Origin of the sequence: Pseudonocardia terrae, from assembly GCF_021343995.1 — a bacterium.
Lineage (GTDB): Bacteria > Actinomycetota > Actinomycetes > Mycobacteriales > Pseudonocardiaceae > Pseudonocardia > Pseudonocardia terrae.
In genome coordinates this window covers 163,548-184,361 of the sequence record NZ_JAJTTE010000006.1, presented here as the reverse complement: position 1 = coordinate 184,361, position 20,814 = coordinate 163,548, and the positions used below count along the sequence as shown (strand labels likewise).

20 protein-coding genes are annotated in these 20,814 nt (G+C 74.4%); 8 read left to right on the top strand and 12 right to left on the bottom strand.

What is annotated here, in order from left to right; translation table 11 throughout:
- The first annotated feature begins 15 nt into the window (after window positions 1-15).
- The 6 genes from LWC33_RS06280 to LWC33_RS06255 all read left to right on the top strand — a co-directional run bounded on the left by LWC33_RS06280 (window position 16) and on the right by LWC33_RS06255 (window position 7,072).
- A complete protein-coding gene (locus LWC33_RS06280) occupies window positions 16-1,623 on the top strand; it encodes an acyl-CoA synthetase (protein ID WP_233303267.1) in 1,608 nt (535 codons plus the stop codon).
- The gene (locus tag LWC33_RS06275) at window positions 1,620-2,444 is read left to right on the top strand and encodes a crotonase/enoyl-CoA hydratase family protein (protein ID WP_233303266.1); all 825 of its coding nucleotides are present in this window, start codon (window positions 1,620-1,622) and stop codon (window positions 2,442-2,444) included. The genes LWC33_RS06280 and LWC33_RS06275 overlap by 4 nt, the downstream gene beginning before the upstream one ends.
- Window positions 2,441-4,420: an acetoacetate--CoA ligase gene (locus tag LWC33_RS06270; RefSeq protein ID WP_233303265.1), complete on the top strand. Its 1,980-nt coding sequence runs from the start codon at window positions 2,441-2,443 to the stop codon at window positions 4,418-4,420. Before LWC33_RS06275 ends, LWC33_RS06270 begins: the two co-directional genes overlap by 4 nt.
- Window positions 4,417-5,352, top strand: a complete 936-nt coding sequence (locus tag LWC33_RS35825) for a 3-hydroxyacyl-CoA dehydrogenase NAD-binding domain-containing protein (RefSeq protein ID WP_233303264.1) — start codon at window positions 4,417-4,419, stop codon at window positions 5,350-5,352. The genes LWC33_RS06270 and LWC33_RS35825 overlap by 4 nt, the downstream gene beginning before the upstream one ends.
- Window positions 5,353-5,403: 51 nt before the next feature.
- A complete protein-coding gene (locus LWC33_RS06260) occupies window positions 5,404-5,976 on the top strand; it encodes a GNAT family N-acetyltransferase (RefSeq protein ID WP_233303263.1) in 573 nt (190 codons plus the stop codon).
- 382 nt (window positions 5,977-6,358) lie between these two features.
- Entirely contained in the window at window positions 6,359-7,072 is a 714-nt protein-coding gene (locus LWC33_RS06255) for a TetR/AcrR family transcriptional regulator (RefSeq protein ID WP_233303262.1), read from the top strand.
- Window positions 7,073-7,102: 30 nt separating this feature from the next.
- On the opposite strand, the gene LWC33_RS06250 is transcribed toward LWC33_RS06255, so the two are convergent.
- From LWC33_RS06250 to LWC33_RS06215, 8 genes are all read right to left on the bottom strand, one after another.
- Window positions 7,103-8,320 (bottom strand): cytochrome P450, encoded by a 1,218-nt coding sequence (locus tag LWC33_RS06250; RefSeq protein WP_233303261.1) that lies wholly within the window; start codon window positions 8,318-8,320, stop codon window positions 7,103-7,105.
- A gap of 50 nt (window positions 8,321-8,370) precedes the next feature.
- Window positions 8,371-9,366: a PDR/VanB family oxidoreductase gene (locus LWC33_RS06245; RefSeq protein WP_443719697.1), complete on the bottom strand. Its 996-nt coding sequence runs from the start codon at window positions 9,364-9,366 to the stop codon at window positions 8,371-8,373.
- Window positions 9,367-9,441: 75 nt separating this feature from the next.
- Window positions 9,442-10,221 carry an IclR family transcriptional regulator gene (locus LWC33_RS06240; RefSeq protein ID WP_233303260.1) on the bottom strand — a complete coding sequence of 260 codons (780 nt, stop codon included), beginning with the start codon at window positions 10,219-10,221 and terminating at the stop codon, window positions 9,442-9,444.
- A 27-nt stretch (window positions 10,222-10,248) separates the two neighbouring features.
- Window positions 10,249-11,079 (bottom strand): PrsW family intramembrane metalloprotease, encoded by an 831-nt coding sequence (locus LWC33_RS06235; protein ID WP_233303259.1) that lies wholly within the window; start codon window positions 11,077-11,079, stop codon window positions 10,249-10,251.
- Entirely contained in the window at window positions 11,076-11,588 is a 513-nt protein-coding gene (locus tag LWC33_RS06230; RefSeq protein WP_233303258.1) for a hypothetical protein, read from the bottom strand. Before LWC33_RS06230 ends, LWC33_RS06235 begins: the two co-directional genes overlap by 4 nt.
- Before the next feature lie 174 nt (window positions 11,589-11,762).
- On the bottom strand, window positions 11,763-12,410 hold the full coding sequence (locus tag LWC33_RS06225; protein WP_233303257.1) for a hypothetical protein: 648 nt from the start codon (window positions 12,408-12,410) through the stop codon (window positions 11,763-11,765).
- Window positions 12,407-13,195, bottom strand: coding sequence for an ABC transporter ATP-binding protein (locus LWC33_RS06220; RefSeq protein ID WP_233303256.1), 789 nt, complete (start codon window positions 13,193-13,195; stop codon window positions 12,407-12,409). Before LWC33_RS06220 ends, LWC33_RS06225 begins: the two co-directional genes overlap by 4 nt.
- Before the next feature lie 31 nt (window positions 13,196-13,226).
- Window positions 13,227-13,871: an FMN-dependent NADH-azoreductase gene (locus LWC33_RS06215; RefSeq protein ID WP_233303255.1), complete on the bottom strand. Its 645-nt coding sequence runs from the start codon at window positions 13,869-13,871 to the stop codon at window positions 13,227-13,229.
- Between the two features lie 91 nt (window positions 13,872-13,962).
- Here LWC33_RS06215 and LWC33_RS06210 point away from each other — a divergent pair, with 91 nt between their 5' ends.
- Complete coding sequence (locus tag LWC33_RS06210; RefSeq protein ID WP_233303254.1) at window positions 13,963-14,451, top strand: MarR family winged helix-turn-helix transcriptional regulator; 489 nt, start codon at window positions 13,963-13,965, stop codon at window positions 14,449-14,451.
- A 23-nt stretch (window positions 14,452-14,474) separates the two neighbouring features.
- Here LWC33_RS06210 and LWC33_RS06205 read toward each other — a convergent pair whose 3' ends face one another.
- Window positions 14,475-14,933, bottom strand: a complete 459-nt coding sequence (locus tag LWC33_RS06205; RefSeq protein ID WP_233303253.1) for a nuclear transport factor 2 family protein — start codon at window positions 14,931-14,933, stop codon at window positions 14,475-14,477.
- 116 nt (window positions 14,934-15,049) lie between these two features.
- Entirely contained in the window at window positions 15,050-15,610 is a 561-nt protein-coding gene (locus tag LWC33_RS06200) for a TetR/AcrR family transcriptional regulator (protein ID WP_233303252.1), read from the bottom strand.
- Between LWC33_RS06200 and LWC33_RS06195 the strand changes: the two genes are divergently transcribed.
- Entirely contained in the window at window positions 15,609-16,607 is a 999-nt protein-coding gene (locus LWC33_RS06195; RefSeq protein WP_233303251.1) for a cation diffusion facilitator family transporter, read from the top strand. The two genes, LWC33_RS06200 and LWC33_RS06195, sit on opposite strands and share 2 nt — an antisense overlap.
- A 56-nt stretch (window positions 16,608-16,663) precedes the next feature.
- Here LWC33_RS06195 and LWC33_RS06190 read toward each other — a convergent pair whose 3' ends face one another.
- Both LWC33_RS06190 and LWC33_RS06185 read right to left on the bottom strand, forming a co-directional pair.
- Window positions 16,664-17,998 carry an MFS transporter gene (locus LWC33_RS06190; RefSeq protein WP_233303250.1) on the bottom strand — a complete coding sequence of 445 codons (1,335 nt, stop codon included), beginning with the start codon at window positions 17,996-17,998 and terminating at the stop codon, window positions 16,664-16,666.
- Window positions 17,999-18,211: 213 nt separating this feature from the next.
- Window positions 18,212-20,329, bottom strand: coding sequence for an HNH endonuclease (locus tag LWC33_RS06185; RefSeq protein WP_233303249.1), 2,118 nt, complete (start codon window positions 20,327-20,329; stop codon window positions 18,212-18,214).
- Window positions 20,330-20,814: the final 485 nt, after the last annotated feature.

Genomic DNA, 20,814 nt, shown 5'->3' with positions numbered 1-20,814 from the left:
AACGGTGGTGGACTCATGAACCCGACACTCGTCGCCGGCCCCAACGCGGGCCTGGGGACCTGGCCCGCGCGGCGGGCCCGGATCTCCCCGGACGGCGTGGCGCTGAGCGATCCGCGGCGCTCGCTCACCTACGCCGAGCTCGCGGACCGCGTGTCCCGCTATGCGGGGGCCCTGCGCCGGCTCGGTGTGGGCCCGGGGGACCGGGTCGCCTACGTCGGGGTGAACGCCGTCGAGGTCTTCGAGACGTTCTTCGCGACCTGGCTGCTCGGGGCGATCGCCGTCCCGCTCAACCACCGCCTGTCCGGGCCCGAGATCCGGTTCATGCTGGACGACTCCGGGGCGTCGGTCCTGGTGCACAGCGCCGACACGGACGCACTCGTCGCCGGCGTGGTCGACCCGGCGCTGGGCGCCCGCCCGGCCGCGCTGCGCCACGTCGTCGCGGTCCACGGGGGTGGCGACCGCCTCGACTACGAGGCCGAGATCGCCGCCGGACCGGAGGTCGAGGCCGAACCGGCGGTCTCCCTGGACGACCCGGCGTTGATCCTCTACACCTCGGGGACGACCGGCCGGCCGAAGGGCGCGGTGCTCAGCCACGGCAACCTGACCTGGAACACCGTCAACTTCCTCGCCCACGTCGACGTGCTGAGCACCGACCGGGCCCTGTGCATCGCCCCGCTGTTCCACTGCGTCGGGCTCGGCCAGGTCACACTGCCCACGCTGTTCAAGGGCGGCAGCGTGGAGGTGCTGCCGAAGGCCGATCCCGGGGTGGTCCTGGAGCGGATCTCGGAAGGGCGGATCACCGGCTTCTCGGCGGTGCCGACGATGCTGCAGATGATGTGCGAGCACCCGGGGTGGGCGGACGCCGACCTGAGCTCGCTCACCCTCGTGCAGTACGGCGGCTCACCGGTGCAGGAGCGCGTGGCGCGGGAGTGGCTCGACCGCGGCGTGCGCCTGATCCAGGGCTACGGCATGACCGAGGCCTCGCCGGGTGTCTCCATGAGCACGCACGACGGCACCACCGCGCACCCGACCGCGGTCGGCGTGCCGCACTTCTTCACCGACGTCGCCCAGCTGCGCGACGGGCGCCCCGAGGTCCCCGGCGGCGAGCCTGCGGAGCTGGTGGTGCGGGGGCCGCACGTGTTCGCCGGCTACTGGAACCTGCCCGCGGAGACCGCGAACAGCCTGGTCGACGGCCAGTGGTTCCGCACCGGGGACGTGCTGCGGTTCGACGACGACGGCTGGGCGACGGTCGTCGACCGGGTCAAGGACATGTACATCTCCGGCGGGGAGAACGTGTACCCCGCCGAGGTGGAGGCCGTCGCGGTGCAGCTCGACGCGGTGGCCGAGTGCGCCGTCGTCGGGGTCGCCGACCCGCGGTGGGGCGAGGTCGGCGTCGCCTACGTGCAGGTGCGTGAGGGGTCGGACCTGACCGAGGCCGCGCTGCGCGCCCATCTCGGGTCCGGGCTGGCCCGGTACAAGGTGCCGAAATACGTCGAGTTCGTCGCGGAGCTGCCGCGCAACGCCACCGGCAAGATCCGCCGGGTGGACCTGCGCCGACGCGCGGCGGACGAGCATCCGATCGAACGGGTCGCGGCGGGGCCGCGGCCGGAGGGAGCGTCATGACCAGCGCCGCACCGCAGCCGGGGCCACCGGCGGGCCAGGGGGTCGAGGCCCTGCTGCCCACGTCGTTGCAGGTCGAGCGGCACGACGACGTCGCCGTGCTGCGGCTGACCCGGGCCGCCAAGCGGAACGCGCTCGACGACCCGACCGTGCTCGGCGTCGAGACCTTCTTCAGCGCCCCGCCCGCCGGCGTCAAGGCCGTGGTGCTCGACGCCGAGGGCGACCACTTCTGTGCCGGGCTCGACCTGTCCGAGCTGACCGAGCGCGACGCCTTCGAGGGCCTCGAGCACTCGATGATGTGGCACCGCGCGTTCGAGCGGATGGAGCGTGGGCGGCTGCCGGTCGTCGCGGTCCTCAAGGGCGCGGTGATCGGCGGCGGGCTGGAGCTGGCGTCGGCCACGCACCTGCGGGTCGCCGAGGCCAGCGCGTTCTACGCCCTGCCGGAGGGGCAGCACGGGCTGTTCGTCGGCGGCGGCGGGTCCGTGCGGGTGCCGCGGCTCGTCGGGGCGCACCGGATGGCGGACATGATGCTCACCGGCCGGGTGCTCGACGCCGAGGAGGGCCAGGCGCTGGGGCTGTCGCACTACCTCGTCGGCCCCGGGGAGGGGCTGGCCAAGGCCCTCGAGCTGGCGCGGAGGATCGCGGCGAACTCGCCGGTCACGAACTTCGCGGTGCTGCAGGCGCTGCCGCGGATCGCCGAGGCGAACCCGGCCGAGGGCTACCTGATGGAGTCGATGATGGCCGCGCTGGCGGGCAGCAGCGAGCAGGCGCAGGACCGGATGCGCGCGTTCCTGGCCGGCCGCGGGGGGCGGGTCCGCCGATGACCGCGATCGAGACGAACGCTCCGGAGCTCCTCCGCCCGGTGGCCGACGACGTCCGGGAGACCACCGAGATCGGCCGGTTCCTGGGCCGGCTGGAGCGCGAGCGCGGCCTGACGTTCGAGGACTACGCGAGCCTGCACCGCTGGTCGGTCGACGACCCGGAGGCGTTCTGGTCCGCGATCGCCGCGTACTTCGGCGTCCGGTTCGCGACCCCGCCGGAGCGGGTGCTCGGCCGCCGGGAGATGCCCGGGGCGGAGTGGTTCCCGGCCGCGACCCTGAACTACGCCGAGCACGCCGTCGGCCTGCTCGACACCGGGGCCGACGACGCCGAGGTCGCCGTCCTCGCGTACTCGCAGACCCGGGACCGGCAGGAGCTGACCTGGGGCGGGCTGCGGGCGCAGGTCGCGCGCTGCCGGGCCGGGCTGGAGCGGCTCGGCGTCGGCCGGGGCGACCGCGTGGTCGCCTACCTGCCGAACATCCCGGAGACCCTCGTCGCGTTCCTCGCCACGGCGAGCCTCGGCGCGGTGTGGGCGAGCTGCGCCCCCGAGTTCGGTGCCCGCAGCGTGATCGACCGGTTCGGGCAGATCGAGCCCACCGTGCTGCTCGCGGTGTCGGGGTACGGCTACGGCGACAAGGCGATCGACCGGCGCGCGCAGGTGGCGGAGATCCGGGCCGGGCTGCCGACCGTCGAGCACGTCGTGCACGTCGCCTACGGTCCGGACGAGCTGCCCGACGCGCTCTCCTGGGACGAGCTCCTGGCCGAGTCCGGTGACCTCGCGTTCGACCCCGTGCCCTTCGCGCATCCCCTCTGCGTGCTGTTCTCCTCGGGGACCACCGGCAAGCCGAAGGCGATCGTGCACTCCCACGGCGGGATCCTGCTGGAGCACCTGAAGAACCACGGGCTGAGCTGGGACCTGCAGGCCGGCGACCGGATCCTGTGGTTCTCGACGACCGCCTGGATGATGTGGAACGCGCTGGTCTCCGGGCTGCTGGTGCGGGCGTCGATCGTGATGATCGACGGCAACCCGCTGCACCCGGACCTGCGCTGGCAGTGGCGGCTCGCGGCAGAGACCGGGGCCACGCTGATGGGTGCGAGCCCCGGGTACCTGATGGCCTGCCGGGCCGAGGGCGTGCGGCCCGCGCGGGAGTTCGACCTGTCGGCCGTGCGCCAGATCGGCGCCGCCGGCAGCCCGCTGCCGCCCGAGGGCTACCGCTGGGTCGCCGACGAGTTCGGGCCGGGTGTGCTGCTCAACGTCGGCAGCGGCGGCACGGACGTCTGCTCCGGCATCGTGCAGGGCAGTCCGCTGCAGCCGGTGTGGGTCGGCGAGATCTCCGGGCCCTGCCTCGGCGTGGACGCGCAGGCGTTCGACGAGCAGGGCGAGCCGGTGGTCGGCGAGCTCGGCGAGCTGGTGATCACCACGCCGATGCCGTCGATGCCGGTGGGCTTGTGGGGCGACGCCGACGGCACCCGCTACCGCGACACCTACTTCGACCGGTACCCGGGCGTGTGGCGGCACGGGGACTGGGTGCGCTTCTCGGCGTGGGGCGGCGCGGTGATCGCCGGACGCTCCGACGCCACGCTGAACCGCGGCGGCGTACGGCTGGGCACCGCCGAGTTCTACCGGGTCGTCGAGGAGCTGCCCGAGGTCGTCGACAGCGTGGTCGTGCACCTCGAGGACCCGGCAGGCGGCAACGGGGAGCTGCAGCTCTACGTCCAGCTCCGCGAGGGCACCGCGCTCGACGACGCCCTGCGCCGGCGGATCTCCACCGCGCTGCGCACCGAGCTGTCGCCGCGGCACATCCCCGACCGGATCGAGGCGGTGCCGGTGGTGCCGAAGAACCGCACGGGCAAGAAGCTGGAGCTTCCGGCGAAGAAGATTCTCCTCGGCGCCGCGCTCGACGACGTGGCGAGCCGCGACGTGCTGGCCGACCCGACCTCGCTGGACCCGTTCGTCGCCCTCGCCCGGGGCCGGACGTGAGCGCCGCGGGGGTGGACCGGGTGGCGGTCGTCGGCACCGGGGTGATCGGGATCAGCTGGGCGGCGCACTTCCTGGCCCGCGGCCTCGACGTCGTCGCGACCGACCCGTCGCCCGGCGCCGAGGAGCGGCTGCGGGCCGAGGTGGCGGCCCTGTGGCCGACCCTGAGCCGGGTCGACGGGGCGATCCCGGAGCGGCTGACGTTCACCGCCGACCCGGCCGAGGCCGTGAGCGACGCCGACTTCGTGCAGGAGAACGGGCCGGAGCGCGAGGACGTCAAGCACGAGCTGTTCGCGGTGCTCGACGAGGCCGCGCGGCCGGACGTGGTGCTGGCGTCGAGCTCGTCGGGGCTCCTGCCGTCGGCCATCGCCCGGGGCTGCCCGGCGCACCCCGAGCGGGTGGTGATCGGGCACCCGTTCAACCCGCCGCACGTGATCCCGCTGGTCGAGGTGGTGCCGGGGGAGCGGACCGCCGAGGAGACGGTGGAACGGGCGCTGGCCTTCTACACCGCCGTGGGGAAGAAGCCGATCCGGCTGCGCCGGGAGCTGCCCGGGCACGTGGCCAACCGGTTGCAGGCGGCGCTCTGGCAGGAGGCGTACTCGCTGGTCGAACGCGGGGTCGCGACCGTGGCCGACATCGACACCGCGATCTCGCAGGGCCCGGGGCTGCGGTGGGCGGTGCTCGGGCCGTTCGCGAACCAGCACCTGTCCGGCGGGCCGGGCGGGATCGCCCACGTCCTCGAGCACCTCGGCCCGCCGACCGAGAAGTGGTGGCGCGACCTCGGGCAGGTCACGCTCACCCCGGAGCTGGTCGCGACGCTCGTCGCCGGGGTCGACGCCGAGCTCGCCGGCACCGACTCGGCCGAGCTGGCCGCCCGCCGCGACGCCGTCCTCCACACCCTGCTCGACGCGAAGTCGCGGACCGAGCTCCCGTAAGAGGGCCGGTCGGCCGTGTCCGGCGGGCCCGGGCCCCGGCACACTGCCGGTGTGGCGACGGTCCGGGGAGCAGTGCGGGGGACGCAGCCGGTGCTGACCGGGGCGCAGGTCCGGCTGCGGCCGTGGACCCCGGACGACGCCGACGCCGTGTTCGCGGCGTGCCAGGACGCCGAGATCCAGCGCTGGACGACGGTGCCGTCGCCGTACTCGTACGACGACGCCGTCGGCTACGTCACGACGTTCGCCCCGCAGGCGTGGCAGCAGGGCGACGCGGTGTTCGCGATCGTCGACACGGCGACCGGTTCGCCGGTGGGCAGCATCGGCGCGCACGGGGTCCGCGGCGGGACGGCGGAGATCGGCTACTGGGTCGCCGCCGCCGCGCGTGGCCGCGGGCTGGCGCGCGACGCCCTGCGCACCCTCGCCCGCTGGTGCCTGCGCGAGGTCGGGGTCGCCCGGCTGGAGCTGATGGTGGACCCCACCAACCTCGGATCGCGGCGGGTCGCCGAGGTGGCCGGCTTCACCGCGGAGGGCACGCTGCGGCGCCGGCTCGTGGTGCAGGGGCGGCGGATCGACGTCGTCATGTACTCGTTGCTCCCCGACGACCCCGCCGCGACGGCCCTCTGACCGGCCTCGCGTCGGCTCCCGCTGGCGACGCAGCTCCACGGCAACGACCGGCACGGCGCGGTCCGGGCGGGCACCGAGGCGGCGGAGCTGCGGGAGCGGCTCGGCGATCCGGCCGCGCTCGGACAGGCCTCCCCCGCACGACAGCGCCGATCACGACACGGATTGCGTCTCATGATCGCTATTACGGTGCACCTGCGGCCGCTCGATCGGCCGCTGCCGCACTCGACCGCCGATCATGGGACACGCCGCGGACGCCGCGCCCGGGCGCGAGGCCCACCGTGCGGAGTTTCGACGCCGCAACGAGTGACAGGTGTCACCGGTGATGTAACGCGGGTACCCCGTTCCCGGAGCGTCTCCCTGCGGGGAGCGGAAGGGCACACGGATGGCGACGAGCGAACGTCCGGACGGACGGGGCGAGGGCGCCCGGGCCCGGGCCGGCGACTCGCCGGCTCGTGCGGACTCGCGTCGGCGTACGGCCCTGGCCCGCCGGGCCCGCACCCGCACCGCGCTGATCGCCGCGGCCCGCAGCGTGTTCGCCGACCAGGGCTGGGCGGAGACGCGTGTGGAGGACGTCGCCCGGGTCGCGGGGGTGAGCGTCGCCACCGCCTACAACCACTTCTCCGGCAAGCACGCGCTGATCGGGGCCGCCTACGCCGTCGCCTGGCAGGAGGGGCTCGACGCCGAGCCGGAGGAGCGGCCCACCGCGGACGGGCCGCCCCTGCCGGGGGCCCGCACCGAGGATCTCGCCGCCCACCTGCGGCGGATCAGCCGGGTCGCCCGCCGGTACCGGGCGCTCACCGCGGCCTTCGCCGGCGCGGTCCAGGAGTACACCGCGCGGGTCGGCCGCGGCCCGTCACCCCTGGACCCGGAGGACCCGCGCGTGATGACGCCCGTGCCCGAGCGGATCGCCGTCCTGCTCGACGCCGCGCAGCGGGCCGGCGAGCTCGGGCACCAGCGGGACCCCGCCGACCTGGCCGAGCAGCTGACCTTCCTGCTGTTCCTGCGGTGCTTCACCCATCCCGACGAGGACCCGGCGGACACGGCCGCGATGCTCCTGGCCTTCGCCGTGGGCGTGCTCCCGGCGGACGAGGGCTGACCACGCCGCGGCCCCTCGACCCGCCTGCGCTCAGGCCGGCCGCAGCCGCAGGGGCAGCGTCTCCCAGGCGCGCAGGGTGTTGTTGAGGTGGCGCCGCGGCGCCCCGGCGAGCTCGATCGTCGCCACCCGCCGGGCCAGGGCGGTGATCAGGGCCTCTGCCTCGAGCCGGGCCACGTGCTGCCCGACGCACTGGTGGATGCCCATCCCGAACCCCACGTGCCCGGACGGGTCACGGCCCAGGTCGAACGCGTCGGCGTCGGGCCCCCAGCGGGCCGGGTCACGGTTGGCGGCGCCCAGAAACATGAGGATCTTGTGGCCGTCCGGGATCACGTGCCCGCCGATCGCCACGTCTCGGGTCGCGGTCCGGAAGAAGGTCTGGACCGGCGACTCGAGGCGCACCGCCTCGTCGAACGCGACACGGGCCAGGCCGGGGTCCTCCCGCAGGCGGCGCCACTGCTCCGGGTGGGTCGCGACGGCGTGGAGCACTGCCGAGAGGCCGTGCACGGTCGTGTCCACCCCCGCCGTGAGCAGGGACCGGACGACCAGCGGCGCCTGCTCGGGCGTGATGTCACCGCGGTCGGAGGCGGCCCAGATGTCCGCGCCGAAACCCTCGGGCGCGAGCGCCTCGCGCGCGCACTGCGCGGCGGTCCACGCGGACAGCTCCGCCACCCGCGGCGCGCCCTTCTCCACCAGGGCGTTGGCCGGGCCGAACGCGTTGAACGCGTGGTCGCCGTAGGGCAGCAGGTTCTCCCGGCCCTCCCGCCCGAGCCCGACGGCGTCGGGGAACACCCGCAGCGGGAAGGCCTCGGTGAGGTGCGCGACGGCGTCGAACTCTGGCCCCTGCGCCGCGAGGACCTCGTCGACGAGCCGGTCGGCGTCGGCGGCCCAGGCGTCGCGGAGCTTCCGCAGCGCCCGCGGGCCGAGGATCTTCTGCAGCACCCGGCGCGGCGCGTCGTGCCGGGGCGGGTCGGCCTCCAGCAGCAGGCTCGGCGGCCGCCACGGCTTCTCGTGCCGGAAGTTCGACAGCCCGACGCCGGCGGCGGACTGGAAGCCCTGCCAGTCGACGAGCGCGGCGTGCACCTGCTCGTAGCGGGCGAACGCGTACACGTCGTACCGGCGGAGGTGGACGACCGGCCCGGCCGCGCGCAGCGCCGCGTGGAAGGGCAGCGGGTCCTCGAGGACCTCCGGGCAGAAGGGGTCGACGTCGCTGGTGGGGAGGTCGTGGGCGGGCTCGGCGGTGAGCGTCACGGCGGTCTCCTGGTGTGGGGGTGGCGTCGGGGCCGGGGTCGGAACCGAGGTCAGAGGTCGAGCACGAGGCGGTCGCTGCGGGCCTGGGAGACGCAGGGGAAGAGGCAGTCGCCGGCGGCGCGCTCGTCGTCGTCGAGGATCGAGTCGCGGTGGTCGGGCTCGCCGGCCAGCAGCCCGGTCTCGCAGGTGCCGCAGGTGCCCTGGCGGCACGAGGAGAGGACCTCGACCCCCGCCTCGGTGATCGCGGCGAGCATCGAGCGACCGGGCGGCACGGTGACAGTTCGGCCGGTGCGGGCCAGCTCGACCTCGAACGGGGTGTCCCGGGCGGGCGCGCCCAGCTCGCGGGCCACGAACCGCTCGGTCCGGACGGTGTGGGCGGGCCAGGCGGCGGTGGCCTCGGCCAGGGCGGCGAGCATCGGCGCCGGGCCGCAGGCGTAGACCCGCGTGCCGGGGTCGGGATCGCCGAGGAAGCCGCGGAGGTCCAGCAGGCCGTGCTCGTCCTGCGGCACGACCCGTACCCGCTCACCGTGCTCGGCCAGCTCGTCGACGAACGCCATCGACGCCCGGGTGCGGCCGCCGTACAGCAGCGCCCAGTCCACGCCGAGCAGCGCGGCCTGGCGGATCATCGGCAGCAGCGGCGTGATCCCGATGCCGCCGCCCACGAACAGGTAGCGCTGGGCCGGGACGAGCGGGAAGTTGTTGCGCGGGCCGCCGAGGCCGACCCGGTCGCCGACGGCCAGGTGGTCGTGCACATACGCGGAGCCGCCGCGTCCGGCGGGCTCGCGCAGCACGCCGATGCGGTAGCGGTCGGCGTCCCACCGGTCGCCGCAGAGCGAGTACTGGCGGGTCGTCCCGTCCGGCAGGACCAGGTCGACGTGGGCGCCCGGGGTCCAGTCCGGCAGCCGCGCGCCGTCGGGGGCCACGAGCTCCAGGGACACCACGCCCTCGGCCTCGACGCGCTTGGCGGCGACCCGGACCGTGGCGGCCGCGGCGGTACTCGTGCCGGGCGGTTCGGGGGCGAGGGACGGGCGATCGGCGGTGATCACAGGGGAGGTCCTCCGGGCGGCGGGATCGGGTGGACCGAGGATGCGGATTCCGCCGTGGCGCACAGAAGGCCGTTCTCAATGATTGAGAGAACTTCTGCGGTCCCGCTGGTCGGGACCCAGCGCCCGTTCGATGCCCCGGGCGGCGGCCTTCAGCACGGTGACGACCGTGAACGCCTGGCCGTCGTTGGGGACGATCGCCGACAGTGCCGCCACGACCTCGCCGCCGGCGTCGCGCACGGGCACGGCGGTGCCGGTCGCGTCGGGGTGGATGTGCCCGGGCGTGATCACGTGCCCGTCGCGCCGGATCTCGGCGAGGACCGTCCGCAGCCGGCTCGCGTCGGTGAGCGTCGCGGCGGTGAAGCGCTCCCGCGGTCCGGCGAGCAGTCGTTCCTGCAGCTCGCGCGGCCCGAACGCAGTCAGCACCAGCCCCGACGACGACGCGTGCAGCGGTAGCCGCCCGGCGATCCGGGTGTAGTTGATCACCGCACCGGGGGCGGACAGCCGCTCGAGGAACAGCACCTCGTCGCCGTCGAGGACCCCCACCTGCACGTGGTGCCCGACGACGGCGTGCAGGTCCTCGAGGAACGGCATGGCGGCCTCGCGCAGCGACAGGGTGGGGGAGGCCCGCTGGGCCAGCTCCCACATCCGCACCCCGATCCGGACCCGGCCGTCGGCCGCCCGGGCGAGCAGGCCGTGTTCGACGAGCTCGGCGACCAGCCGGGACGCCGTGGCGACGTGCAGCCCCGTCCGCCGCGCGATCTCCGTGACGGTCAGGTCCGGCTGCGCCGCCCCGAACGCCTCGAAGATCCGCACCGCGCGGGAGAGCACGGACTCCCCGGTGGCCACCCGTGGCATACCGCCCAGCCTGCCACCCCTACCGTCTCACGAACGCCGGCCCGGCTCGTGGGTGTGGACGGCCCGTCCGTGACGGCCGCGCAGGCCCGCCCCGTGGGCGATGCGGTGCACGGTCCAGCCGAGCGCGCACAGGCTGACGAGCGCCACGATCGCCGTCCCGATCAGCGAGGACTGGCTGTCCCACAGCGTGTGCAGCACGACGGCCAGGACGAAGGCCAGGACGAAGCGGCCGATCGCGCGCCCGCTCCAGCCGGCCTGCGCCGCGGCGAACAGGGCCGCCGCCGCGATGCCGGTCCAGGCCATGTGCCCGGCCGGGCTCATGATCCCGCGCAGCAGCAGCACGTCGATCGTCGCGATGATGCTGCCCTTGGACTGGAGCAGGGTCACGAAGGCGTAGCCCATCGTCTCCAGGGCGGCGAAGCCCGCGCCCGCGGCCACACCGACGAGCAGTCCGTCGGCCGCCGTGCGGTAGCGGCGGAGGAACAGCAGCACGGCGAGGGGGATCAGCAGCTTGCTGGTCTCCTCGATCAGCCCGACCCCGACCATCGGCAGGAAGCCCAGGTCGCGCTGGGCGTCGAACTCCAGCGTGCCCGCCACGACGGTGCCGATCACCCCACCGAGGAACGCCGCGGTCGCGACGACCGGGGCCGGGACGTCGTAGGGCAGCCGGCGGCCGTAGACGAAGCTCAGGAACGCCGCCGGCACGATCGCCGCGCCCAGCAGGATCGACGAGGGCACGAAGTTCGGGTTGCCGGTGGTGACCATGGTCCGCTCCACCGCGAGGAACAGCGCGGCGCCCACCACGAGCACGCCGATCCAGGCGTGCCGGCGGGCGGAGGAGGGAAGCTGCCCGGTCACGCGGGGACGCGTTCGTCGAGCCAGTCGAGGATCCGCTCGCCGCGCAGGCCCTCGGCGAGGGGTTCGCAGTGCCCGTCGGCGCCCTCGGCCGCGGTGAACGGCATGAGGGTGACGTCGCCTGTCATCCCCCCGGCCATGCGCGCCGACTGGCCGGGCCAGAACTGCTCGTTCTCGGGGTCGGTGATCAACAGCGGACAGCTGATCCGGCTGATGCCCACCTGGGCGAAGGGATCGTCCGCCATGTTCGCGGCCTCGGCGTAGTAGCTCGCGGCCCGCAGGTAGCGGCCCGCGGCGGAGCGGGCGTGTCCGGCTGCCTCCGCGGCGCGGGCCTGCTCGACGACCCGGTCCGCGGTGGCGGTCCGCTGCGTAACCCAGGCCGCGGCGTCGCCGTTAGGGATACGGTCGATCGTGGACAGCACCTCGCCGACGTCGGTGGCACCGTGGAAGGCGTCACCGAGCAGGTTCTCGACGGCGAACTGGAACTGGGCGTCCTTGTAGAAGGCGTGCACGCGGGTTCTCCTCCGTGCTCGGGGTTCCGGTGTCGTGCTCGGTCCCGGGTCTCGCGGCGCTACGGTGACCAGGCACGCCCAGGCTCGCCCGTGCGCCTGTAAACGGACTCCAATGGCCGCACCGACGGCCGTCCCACGGGGAACGCGCGGCTGGAGCGGAGTTGGAGCGGGCCCTCAGTCGCGGCGGGCACGCACGGAGCTCGCCCAGGTGACCAGTACCGCGAGCAGGAGCGCCAGGGCGGCAGGGAGGACGACGGCGCCGGGGCCCGCCCCGTCGGCGAGCGCCTGCACCGTGCTGCCGACGGGCGGCAGCCAGGGCTGCACCGCCGTCGCGATCACGACGACCGCGCCGACCAGCAGGGACCGCCCCACCCGCCGGATCCACGGCCGCGCGCACAGGAGCCCGACCGCCGTGCCGGTCGCCCCGGCCGCGAGGTGCGCCAGCAGTCCGGTCAGGATGATCGACGGCGACGCGGGATAGGGCGTGACGACCACCGGCCACAGCACGCTCAGCACGGCCAGCCCGAGGTCGCCGGCCAGCGCGACCAGCAGCGTCCCGGCGGCGACCGGGCCGACCCCGCCCGCCGCCGCGACCGTGACGTCGCGCTGCACGGGGTCCTCGGTGTGGGCGATCGTGAGCGCGAGCCACGCCGCGACCGGGTAGAGCGTGAGCACCGACGCGCCCCACGGCGCCGGCAGCCGGCCGGGGTCGCCGCCGAACAGCACGGCGAGCACCGCCACCTGCAGTACGACCGGGAGCACCACGCGCTGCGAGCGCACGGCGTCGGCCAGCAGGTAGCGGGCCACGGCGACCGCGGTCACGCCGGCCCCACCGACTCGACCGAGCACCCCAGCCTCAACGCCGCGAACAGCAGCGGATCGGACTCGGTGGGGGCGGCGCGCAGGTGCAGCCTCCCGCCGTCGACGAGGCCGGGCACCCCGAGCCGGTGCCGTACCTGCTCGGGCTCAGGGCAGCGCAGCACGATCGCGACTGTCGGCTCCGCCGCGGCCGGTGCGGGCGCGTCCTCGACCCGTCCGTCGCGCAACCGCAGGTGCCGCGCGCCCGGGAGCCGCGCCGCGCGGCCCGTGTGGTCGGTGACCAGCACGGTCGCCTCCGCCGCGACCTCGTCGAGCAGGTCGGCGAGGGTGTCCGCGGCCGCCACGTCGAGGCCGGCCCACGGCTCGTCGAGCACGACCAGGCCCACGCCGGCGCCCAGTGCCTGCGCCAGCCCGACCTTCTGCGCGTTGCCCTTGGACAGCCGGGCCATCGGCTCGCGGCGCGGCCCGGTGAAGCCGAACCGCTCGAGCAGGCCCGGGTCCGGAGGCGTGCCACGGATCCGCGCGAGGTGGCGCAGGTAGGCGTCGGCCGGCAGCCGCAGCTGGGCCGGGAAGCGGTCCGGCAGGTACCCGACGACCGGGGGCCGCCCGGTCACCCGGCCCACCGTGGGCAGCGCGCACCCGGCCACGATCCGCAGCAGCGTGGACTTGCCGGACCCGTTGCCACCGGCGAGCACCGCCGGGGCGCCGGGCGTGAGGGCGAGATCGACCCCCGCGAGCACCGGTGGCCCGTTCCGGTACCGCTTGTGGACCCGCTCCACCCGCACCACGGGCGTCAGGTTTCCACGGGGGACGGAACGGTCAGGCGGCGGTCCTGCCGAAGTCCTTGCCGACGGTCTCGGCCTGCTCGTGCGCCTGCGCCCGGACCTGCGCGGCGAGCGGGCGGAGGTCGGCCATCGCGGGCTGGACGTCGGCCAGGGTCAGCTCGGCCTCGATGAGCGTGACGTCGGCGCCCCAGACGTCGGCCAGGATCCGGACGATCCAGCCGGTGGCGTGGTCCCAGCCCTCGCGGGGCGTGCCCGCGCCGTAGCCACCGCCGCGCGCGACGACGAGGGCGACCGGCCGCCCGGCGAGCGGCGAGGTGCCGGGGGCGAAGCGCGGGTCGGTGATGAGCAGGTCGATCCAGCCCTTGAGGTGCTGGGACACCCCGAAGTTGTAGAGCGGCGTGGCGAGGACGAGCGCGTCGGCCGCCAGGACCTCGTCGGCCAGCCGTGCGGCGAGGCCGAGCGCGGCCCGCTGGGCGTCGGTGCGCTGGTCCTCGGGGGTGAACCCGGCGAGCGCGGCGGTGGGCCAGGCGTCGAGCGGGATCGGGTCGGCGACCAGGTCGCGACGCACGACCGTGCCGCCGGGGTGCTGGTCGAGGTAGGCGCGCTCGAGGGTGTCGGCGACCTCGCGGCTCACCGAGCCCTCGGTGCGGATGCTGCTGTCGAGGCGGAACAGGGTCACGGGATCCTCCAGGGAAGTGCGGTCGGCAAGATGTTCTGCCTCACAGACTATCTTGTCAACAGAGCGACCCGTGGCCGGTACGATCGTGGTCGTGACCACTCCGCAGCGCGTCGACGCCGACCTCGGCTGGGCGCTGGGCAGGGTCACCCGCGCACACCTGCACACGGCGCAGGAGGTGGTGGCCGGCCTGCCCGGCGGCCCGCGGGGCTACCAGGTGCTGGCCGCCGCGAACGACGGCGAGGTGAGCACCCAGCTCGCGATCGCCCGCATGCTGGGCGTCGACCGGACGGTGATGACCTACCTGCTCGACGAGCTGGAGGGCGCCGGGCTCGTCGAGCGTCGGCCCGATCCGGCCGACCGGCGCGCCCGCCGGATCGTCCTCACCGCCGCCGGGCGCGAGCGGCTCTGCGACCTCGACCGCAGGCTCCGCGAGGCCGAGGAGCGGCTCCTCGCCCCGCTCGAGCCCGCGGAGCGCGACACGTTGCGGGAGCTCCTGCGCCGGCTCGCCACCGGGACCGGGCAGGACGGCGCCTCCGCCTGCCAGGTCGCCGAGGAGATCGCGGCGATCGACGGCTGCTGAGCCCACGTCCCAATGGGGGCCCGCTACTGCAAGGGGATCTCCAGGTCGCGGTCGGCCTCGCCCCGCGGGCCGAAGATCCGCCGCTCGGACTCGTCGATCACGAGGTCGTTGATGCTGGCCTCGCGCCGGACCATCAGCCCGTGCTCGTCGAACTCCCAGTTCTCGTTGCCGTAGCTGCGGTACCAGGTCCCGGCGGCGTCGTGGCACTCGTACTGGAAGCGCACCGCGATGCGGTTGCCGGCGAAGGTCCACAGCGCCTTGCGCAGCGCGTAGTCGAGCTCGCGCTCCCACTTCTCGGTGAGGAAGGCGACGATCTCCGCGCGGCCGCGCAGGAAACGGTCGCGGTTGCGCCACACGGAGTCCTCGCTGTAGGCGGACGCCACCTTCTCCGGGTCGCGGGTGTTCCAGGCGTCCTCGGCGGCCTGGACCTTCTTCCGGGCGGTCTCGAGGGTGAACGGGGGCAGGGGCGGTCGGTCGGCCACGGCGTCTCCTGACGTTGAGAACGTTCGTTCTCGCCGGAGACTAGGGAAACCCCACCTTCCGATCAATGCTGGTCACGGGGTGTCACCCGGCGTCGACGGCCGGGCGACGTGTCGGGTCAGGCGGGCCGGAGCAGGGCCGCCGCGGCGGCGCGGGCCTGGACGGCCGGGGCGTCCGTGCCGAAGATCCCGGCCGTCACCATCGCGCCCTCGGCGAGGAGCAGCAGCTGCGGCCCGACGTCGGCGCGCAGGCCGGCCGCGGCGACCAGGCCGTCGAGGTAGTCGGCGAAGGCCTGCTTGTGCGCGCGCGCCAGGCGGGCCATCGCCGGGGAGACGCTGCCGAGCTCGCCGAACCCGTTGATCCACGCGCAGCCGCGGAAGCCGGGCTCGCGGAACCACGCGCCCAGCCAGTCGAACACGGCGAGGATCCGCTCCCGCGGCTCGTCCACCGCATCGACGGCGGCGGCCAGACGGGCCCGCCACCGGACGTCGCGGCGCTCCAGGTAGGCCTCGACCAGGTTCTCCTTGGCCGGGTACAGCGCGTACACCCGTTTGAGCGGCAGCCCGGCGCCGGTGCGGATGTCGTCCATGCCGACGGACCGGATGCCGCGGGCGTAGAACAGCTCCTCCGCGGCGTCGAGCAGGCGGGTGCGGGCGGCCTCGGTGTCGAAGGGCGGCATGGCGGTCCTCGTACGCGGGAAACGGGCGTTCTCCACGCTACCCGCGGAGTCGGCCCTTCCCGCCGGGTCGATCCTGTTTGTACGCTCGGCCGTGCCCACCACCCGCGACGACCGTGTCCTGGCGATCTCGCTCTGGGTCTCGGCCGGGTTCGCGGTGCTCGCACTGGTGTGGGGCGCGCTGACCGGTTCCCGGCTGATCGTGTTCGACGGCCTCTACTCCTTCGCGAGCGTCGGGCTCACCCTGCTCGCGGTCCTGGCCCTGCGCACCGCGCGCCGCGGGGCGGACGAGCGGTACCCCTGGGGGCGGGAGGCGTGGGAGCCGCTCGCCGTCGTCCTCAAGGCGGCGGCGATGGCCGGGCTGTGCGTCTACGCCCTGGTCGGCGCGGTTCTCGAGCTGATCGAGGGGCCCACGGGGATCGCCGTGCGCGCCGCCCTGCTCTACGGCGTGGTGTCGACGGTCGCCAGCGTGGTGGTGACGGTCCTGCTGCGGCGGATGTCCGCCCACGGGTCCGACCTGGCGCGCGCGGAGGCGGCGGAGTGGGCGGGGGACACGCTGCTGAGCGTCGGGGTGATCGTCGGGTTCGGCGTCGCCTGGGCCCTGGAGGCGAGTGGGCGGGCCGCCGCGGCCGCCTACGTCGACCCGGTCATGGTCGTGCTCGCCTCCGCGGCGTTCCTTCCGGTCCCGGCGCGGCTGATCCTGCGCAGCGGCCGCGAGATCCTCACGATGGCGCCGCCCGCGGAGGTCCTCGACCGCATCCGGGCCGAGGTCCGCGCGGTCGAGGAGAAGCACGGCTTCGCCGAGTCGTTCGTCCGGGCCGGCAAGGTCGGCGGCCGGCTCGACCTGGAGGTCGACTTCGTGGTCGACGCCGGCTCGACGGCCCGCACGGTCGAGGACCTCGACGGCGTGCGGGCCGAGCTGGACCGCCGGCTGCGGGACCTCGACCCGCCGCCGTCGATGTCGGTGGGGTTCACCGCCGACCGCGGCTGGGTCAGCTGAGGTCCCGGGATCAGCCCTGGTAGCCCTTAGGGTCCATCCACACGCCCGCCCCGTCGTCAGCCGACGGGCGTCACGGGGCGGGCGACGGCGCGGCGCAGACCGTGCCGCGCGGCGTCCCGGTCCGGTCGCACGACGAGCATCGCGGTGAGACCACCCAGCACCATCAGCACGCCCGCGATGTCGAAGGCCCGCGCGTAGCCGACGACAGGGGTGGGCGCGGCGTCGACCAGCACGCCGGTGAGCAGGGGGGACACGACGCTCGCCACGGCGACGATCGCGTACCAGATGCCCAGCGTGGCGCCCCGCTGCCGGGTCGGCGTCACGTCCGCGACGGCCGCCTGGGACAGCGGGGTCTGCGAGTTGCCGATGCCGAAGGCCAGCGCGACGAACGGGAGCAGCAGGATCGGCGCGTCGACCCGCGTGATCAGCAGCATGCTGATGCCGGCGACGAGCGTGAACGCCCCGCCGAGCACGCCCTGGGCCAGGTGCCGGGAGAGCCCGCGGCGCAGCAGCCGCTGCGACAGCCAGCCGCCGAGCAGCATGAACACGATGGAGACGTAGGCCGGGACCGTGACGACGAACCCGAGCGCGGTGCCGCTGAAACCGGCCTGGCCCAGGTAGAGGGGCAGGAACGCGATGGCCAGCGCGAGACCCCAGTAGACGGTGAACCCGGAGAACATCGTCCCCAGCCAGGTGCCCGAGGTGAGCAGCCGGCGGTAGGGCACGCGCGGTTCGTCGACGACGGCCGGCGCGATCGGCGCGGACTTCCTGGCGCTGGTGGTGGTGGGGGGAGCGGTGGTGGCGGAGGACGCGGTGGTGGAATAGGGGCCGTCGCCGCCGACGATCACCCACGCGATCGCCCAGAGCAGCCCGATGCCGCCGAGGATGCCGAACGCGGAGCGCCAGCCCCACTCGGCGATGGCCGCGTTGAGCAGCGGCGCACCGATGATCACGCCGAGGCCGGAGCCGACGGTCAGCAGCGCCGCGGTGAACCCGCGCTTGCGCTCCTCGACCCAGGTGAACGCGACGTGCATGCCGAGCGGGACTCCAGGGCCCTCGCCCGCGCCCAGAAGGACGCGGGTGATGAGCAGGACCGCGAAGCCCGCCGCGGGCACCAGGATCGGCAGCTGCGCGGCGGACCAGATCACCGCGAGCGCCACCATCATCCACTTGGCGGAGAACCGGTTGCCGAGGAAGCCGAACACGACGGCCGAGATGCTGAACAGCAGGTAGAAGGAGCTCGCGATGGTGCCGTACTGGGTGGCGCTGAGCCCGAGCTCCTTCATCATCGGGGCCGCGGCGAGGCCGATGATCGACTTGTCGGCGAAGTTGATCGCCACGAACAGCATGAGCAGGGCGATCACCCAGCGGGAGCGGGTTTGAGGTGTCACGGGGGTCTCCTGACGTCGTCGTCGAGGTGACATGGGGCACAGTTGACCGCGTGACCTTAACGTACGTTCGGCAAGGTTTGTCCAGCTTCCGATGCCGCGTCGTGTTCGTGCCGAGTGGCGCCCGGACGTCGGGATTGCGGTCGCTTCCCAGGTCGCGAGATCGACCTTCGCCCGAGTGATGGTCGACGGTGACGGGCGAGGCCGCGGGTCGACTCAGAACGGTGGCTCGTCGTCGAGGTCGGCGGGGATGATCTCGCCGCGCACGCTCGCGAGGGTCCAGACGCCTCGCGGGGTCACGGGTCCGTTGTCGTCGGCGCCGCCCTCGGCCTCGGCGTCCTGCCGGGCTCGGGCGGCGAACTCGGCCGCCGCCTCCGGGTCGGGAGCTGTCGGGTCGGGCACGGTCGCGTCGGTGTCCGCGCTGTCGGCCCTGGCCGCGGTGCCGGTGAAGGGCCGGTAGTCGTAGGGCCGGCTGGTGTAGCGGTGTCCGGTCGGGGTGATCCAGGTCAGGGCGCCGTCCGGATGAGCGAGGACCTGCCAGTCCTCGTGCTCCTTGAGGGTGTGGTGGTGCCGGCACAGCCCGTGCAGGTTCTGCTCGCACGTAGTCCCACAGTCGGCCGCACGCTGGTGATGATCGAGATCGCCGTCGATGGCGCGGCGGTTGCAGGTGGGGAAGCGGCAGGTCTGGTCGCGGGCGGTGACGAAGTCGCGCAGGGCGGCGGGCGGGCGGTAGGTGGTGCGTCCGTGGTCGAGGAGGGCGCCGGACAGCGGGTCGGCGACGAGGCGTTTCCAGACGCCGTCGGCAGCGGCCTCGCGGGCGAGCCCGGCGGGGATGGGGCCGTAGCCGACGAGTTCGGCGGGCGCGTCGGAGGTCCCGGTGAGGGTGTCGTAGCCGACCACGACCTGGATCAACGGCTTTCCCGCACCGACCGAACGAGGATCGGGACGCCGGGCGAGCACTGCTTCGACCGCGGCCGCGAGTCGGGCCTCGTTCCACGCGAGCGCTGCCTCCCCGAGCGGATTACCGCCCCTCCCTGTCGGTCGCCGCTCGGAGGGAGGGCTCTCGGTCGCGCTGCCATCGGCTTCCGTAGTGCTCTCGGCATCGGACCCGCTTGCCGTGTTCGTGGCCGAAGCGGCGGCGTCGACGATGCTGCCCCGCGCAGAGTCGGCGGTGCCGCAGCGATCGATGCGGCTCGTCGCGCCATCGGCGGCGCTGTTCGATCGCGCTTCGGTTGTGCTGTGCGCAGTGATCTCGTCGCTGCCGTTACTGCCCGCGCTGCCGCCGCTGGGGTTCCGGGTGTCGGCGTTCCAGGAGTCGCGGAGGTGTGCCAGTACGGCGGTGACCTGCCCGCTGACGTGTTCGGTGTCGGTGAGGGTGAGGCGGCCGGTGCAGAGGTCGACCAACAGGTCGGCGCGGCGTTGATCCATGGTGCGGGGGTCATCGGGGCCCAGCGTCTTGGCGAGTCGGCAGAGGGTTTGCCAGACGGCCTCGGTGTCGGTGGCCGACAGTCGGGCCCAGATCGAGCCCATGCCGTCGGGCAGGGCGCGGTAGCCGACTTCGCGGGTGGCCCGTGCGGCGGTGTGGCGGCGGTGTTCGCCGTCGGGGTCGAGCCGGGCGATGATCCGCCGAAGCGCGGCGCGCCATTGCGGTCGGGTCTTTCCGTCGGCGCGTTCCAGCGCGCGGGCCTCGACCACGACCGACAGGTCGTCGGGCAGGACGGCCGTGATGTCGAGCAGGTCGAGGACGCGGGCTTCGTCGAGCCGCCCTTCCCGCCACGCGGCCAGGGTGGTGGGGAAGAGCCGGGTGAGCCGTTCGGCGCGGGCGAGGAGGGTCTTCGCGGTCAGCCGGGTGGCTCCCAACGCGAGGCCGAGCTCGTCGGGAGCCCAGCGCGAGCCCACGTGCGGCGCGTCGCCGGAGACGTAGGTGGGTTCGTCGCCGGGGCGGCGGCGGTCGAGTTCGGCGACCAGCTCGGTGCGCAGCGCCCCGGCCCAGCGCAGCAGGTGCTCGGCCCCGACGAGGGCGTCGACGAGCTCGGCGTCGTCGACGACGGCTCGCGACGCGGACAGGGTCCCGGTGGTCTCGCGGGTTCTGCGCAGGGCGGCGCAGAGGTTGTCGATCTCGCAGGCCAGGTCGCCGGAGGGTTCGGTGTCGGCGAGCTCGGTGACCGGATCGGGGTCGGTATAGGCGCCCCACAGCAGTGCGGGATTGGGGGTGAGTACGCCGGGTGCCTCCTGCGCCCAGGCCCGAACGAAGGCCGGGACGTGGCCCTCGGGGATCTCGACGCCAGGTGCGAACATGTGTTCGATTATAGCGTTGTGAGCTGCGAAGATCAAGGCGAGTGAACATCGACGGTCCTATGACAGGCAAGCCCGATGGGGGAGTTTCGAGCTGCTGGTAGAGCTGTCGGGCGATGTAGCGCTGAGGCAGCGTCTGATCTCGCGGTCGGTCTTGCCCCCGGCGCCGCGGCGGCCGGCATTGCCGCGGGTGGCCGGGTCGTAGCGCAGCCGGGACGACCCACGGTGCGGAAGCCGGCGATCCCCGTCGCGGTCACGCCGGTAGGGCACGGCCTAGCGCTCGGAGGCTGGGATCGGGGTGGTGCCGGCGAGCATGGTGTACCCGGCGGCGTCGGCACGACAGCGCCTGGCATGCGAGCACGCCGCGAGCGCGACCGTGGCCACGATGGGCTCGACCCCGGCAGCTGCGAGCGGGTCCGGTCGCAACATGCGCACGATCGCCGGATCGCGTGCTCGTCGGCCTCGGCCTGCAGCGCGCGGATCCGCCAGGCCGCCTGGCGTTCTCTTCGCCTGGAGGACGTAAA

Coding starts and splice junctions, on each gene's coding strand:
- LWC33_RS06240 (WP_233303260.1), bottom strand. CDS start 10,221: ATGCCACGGGTGGCCACCGGGGAGTCCGTGCTCTCCCGCGCGGTGCGG.
- LWC33_RS06255 (WP_233303262.1), top strand. CDS start 6,359: ATGGCGACGAGCGAACGTCCGGACGGACGGGGCGAGGGCGCCCGGGCC.
- LWC33_RS06275 (WP_233303266.1), top strand. CDS start 1,620: ATGACCAGCGCCGCACCGCAGCCGGGGCCACCGGCGGGCCAGGGGGTC.
- LWC33_RS06270 (WP_233303265.1), top strand. CDS start 2,441: ATGACCGCGATCGAGACGAACGCTCCGGAGCTCCTCCGCCCGGTGGCC.
- LWC33_RS06195 (WP_233303251.1), top strand. CDS start 15,609: ATGGCGGTCCTCGTACGCGGGAAACGGGCGTTCTCCACGCTACCCGCG.
- LWC33_RS06280 (WP_233303267.1), top strand. CDS start 16: ATGAACCCGACACTCGTCGCCGGCCCCAACGCGGGCCTGGGGACCTGG.
- LWC33_RS06200 (WP_233303252.1), bottom strand. CDS start 15,610: ATGCCGCCCTTCGACACCGAGGCCGCCCGCACCCGCCTGCTCGACGCC.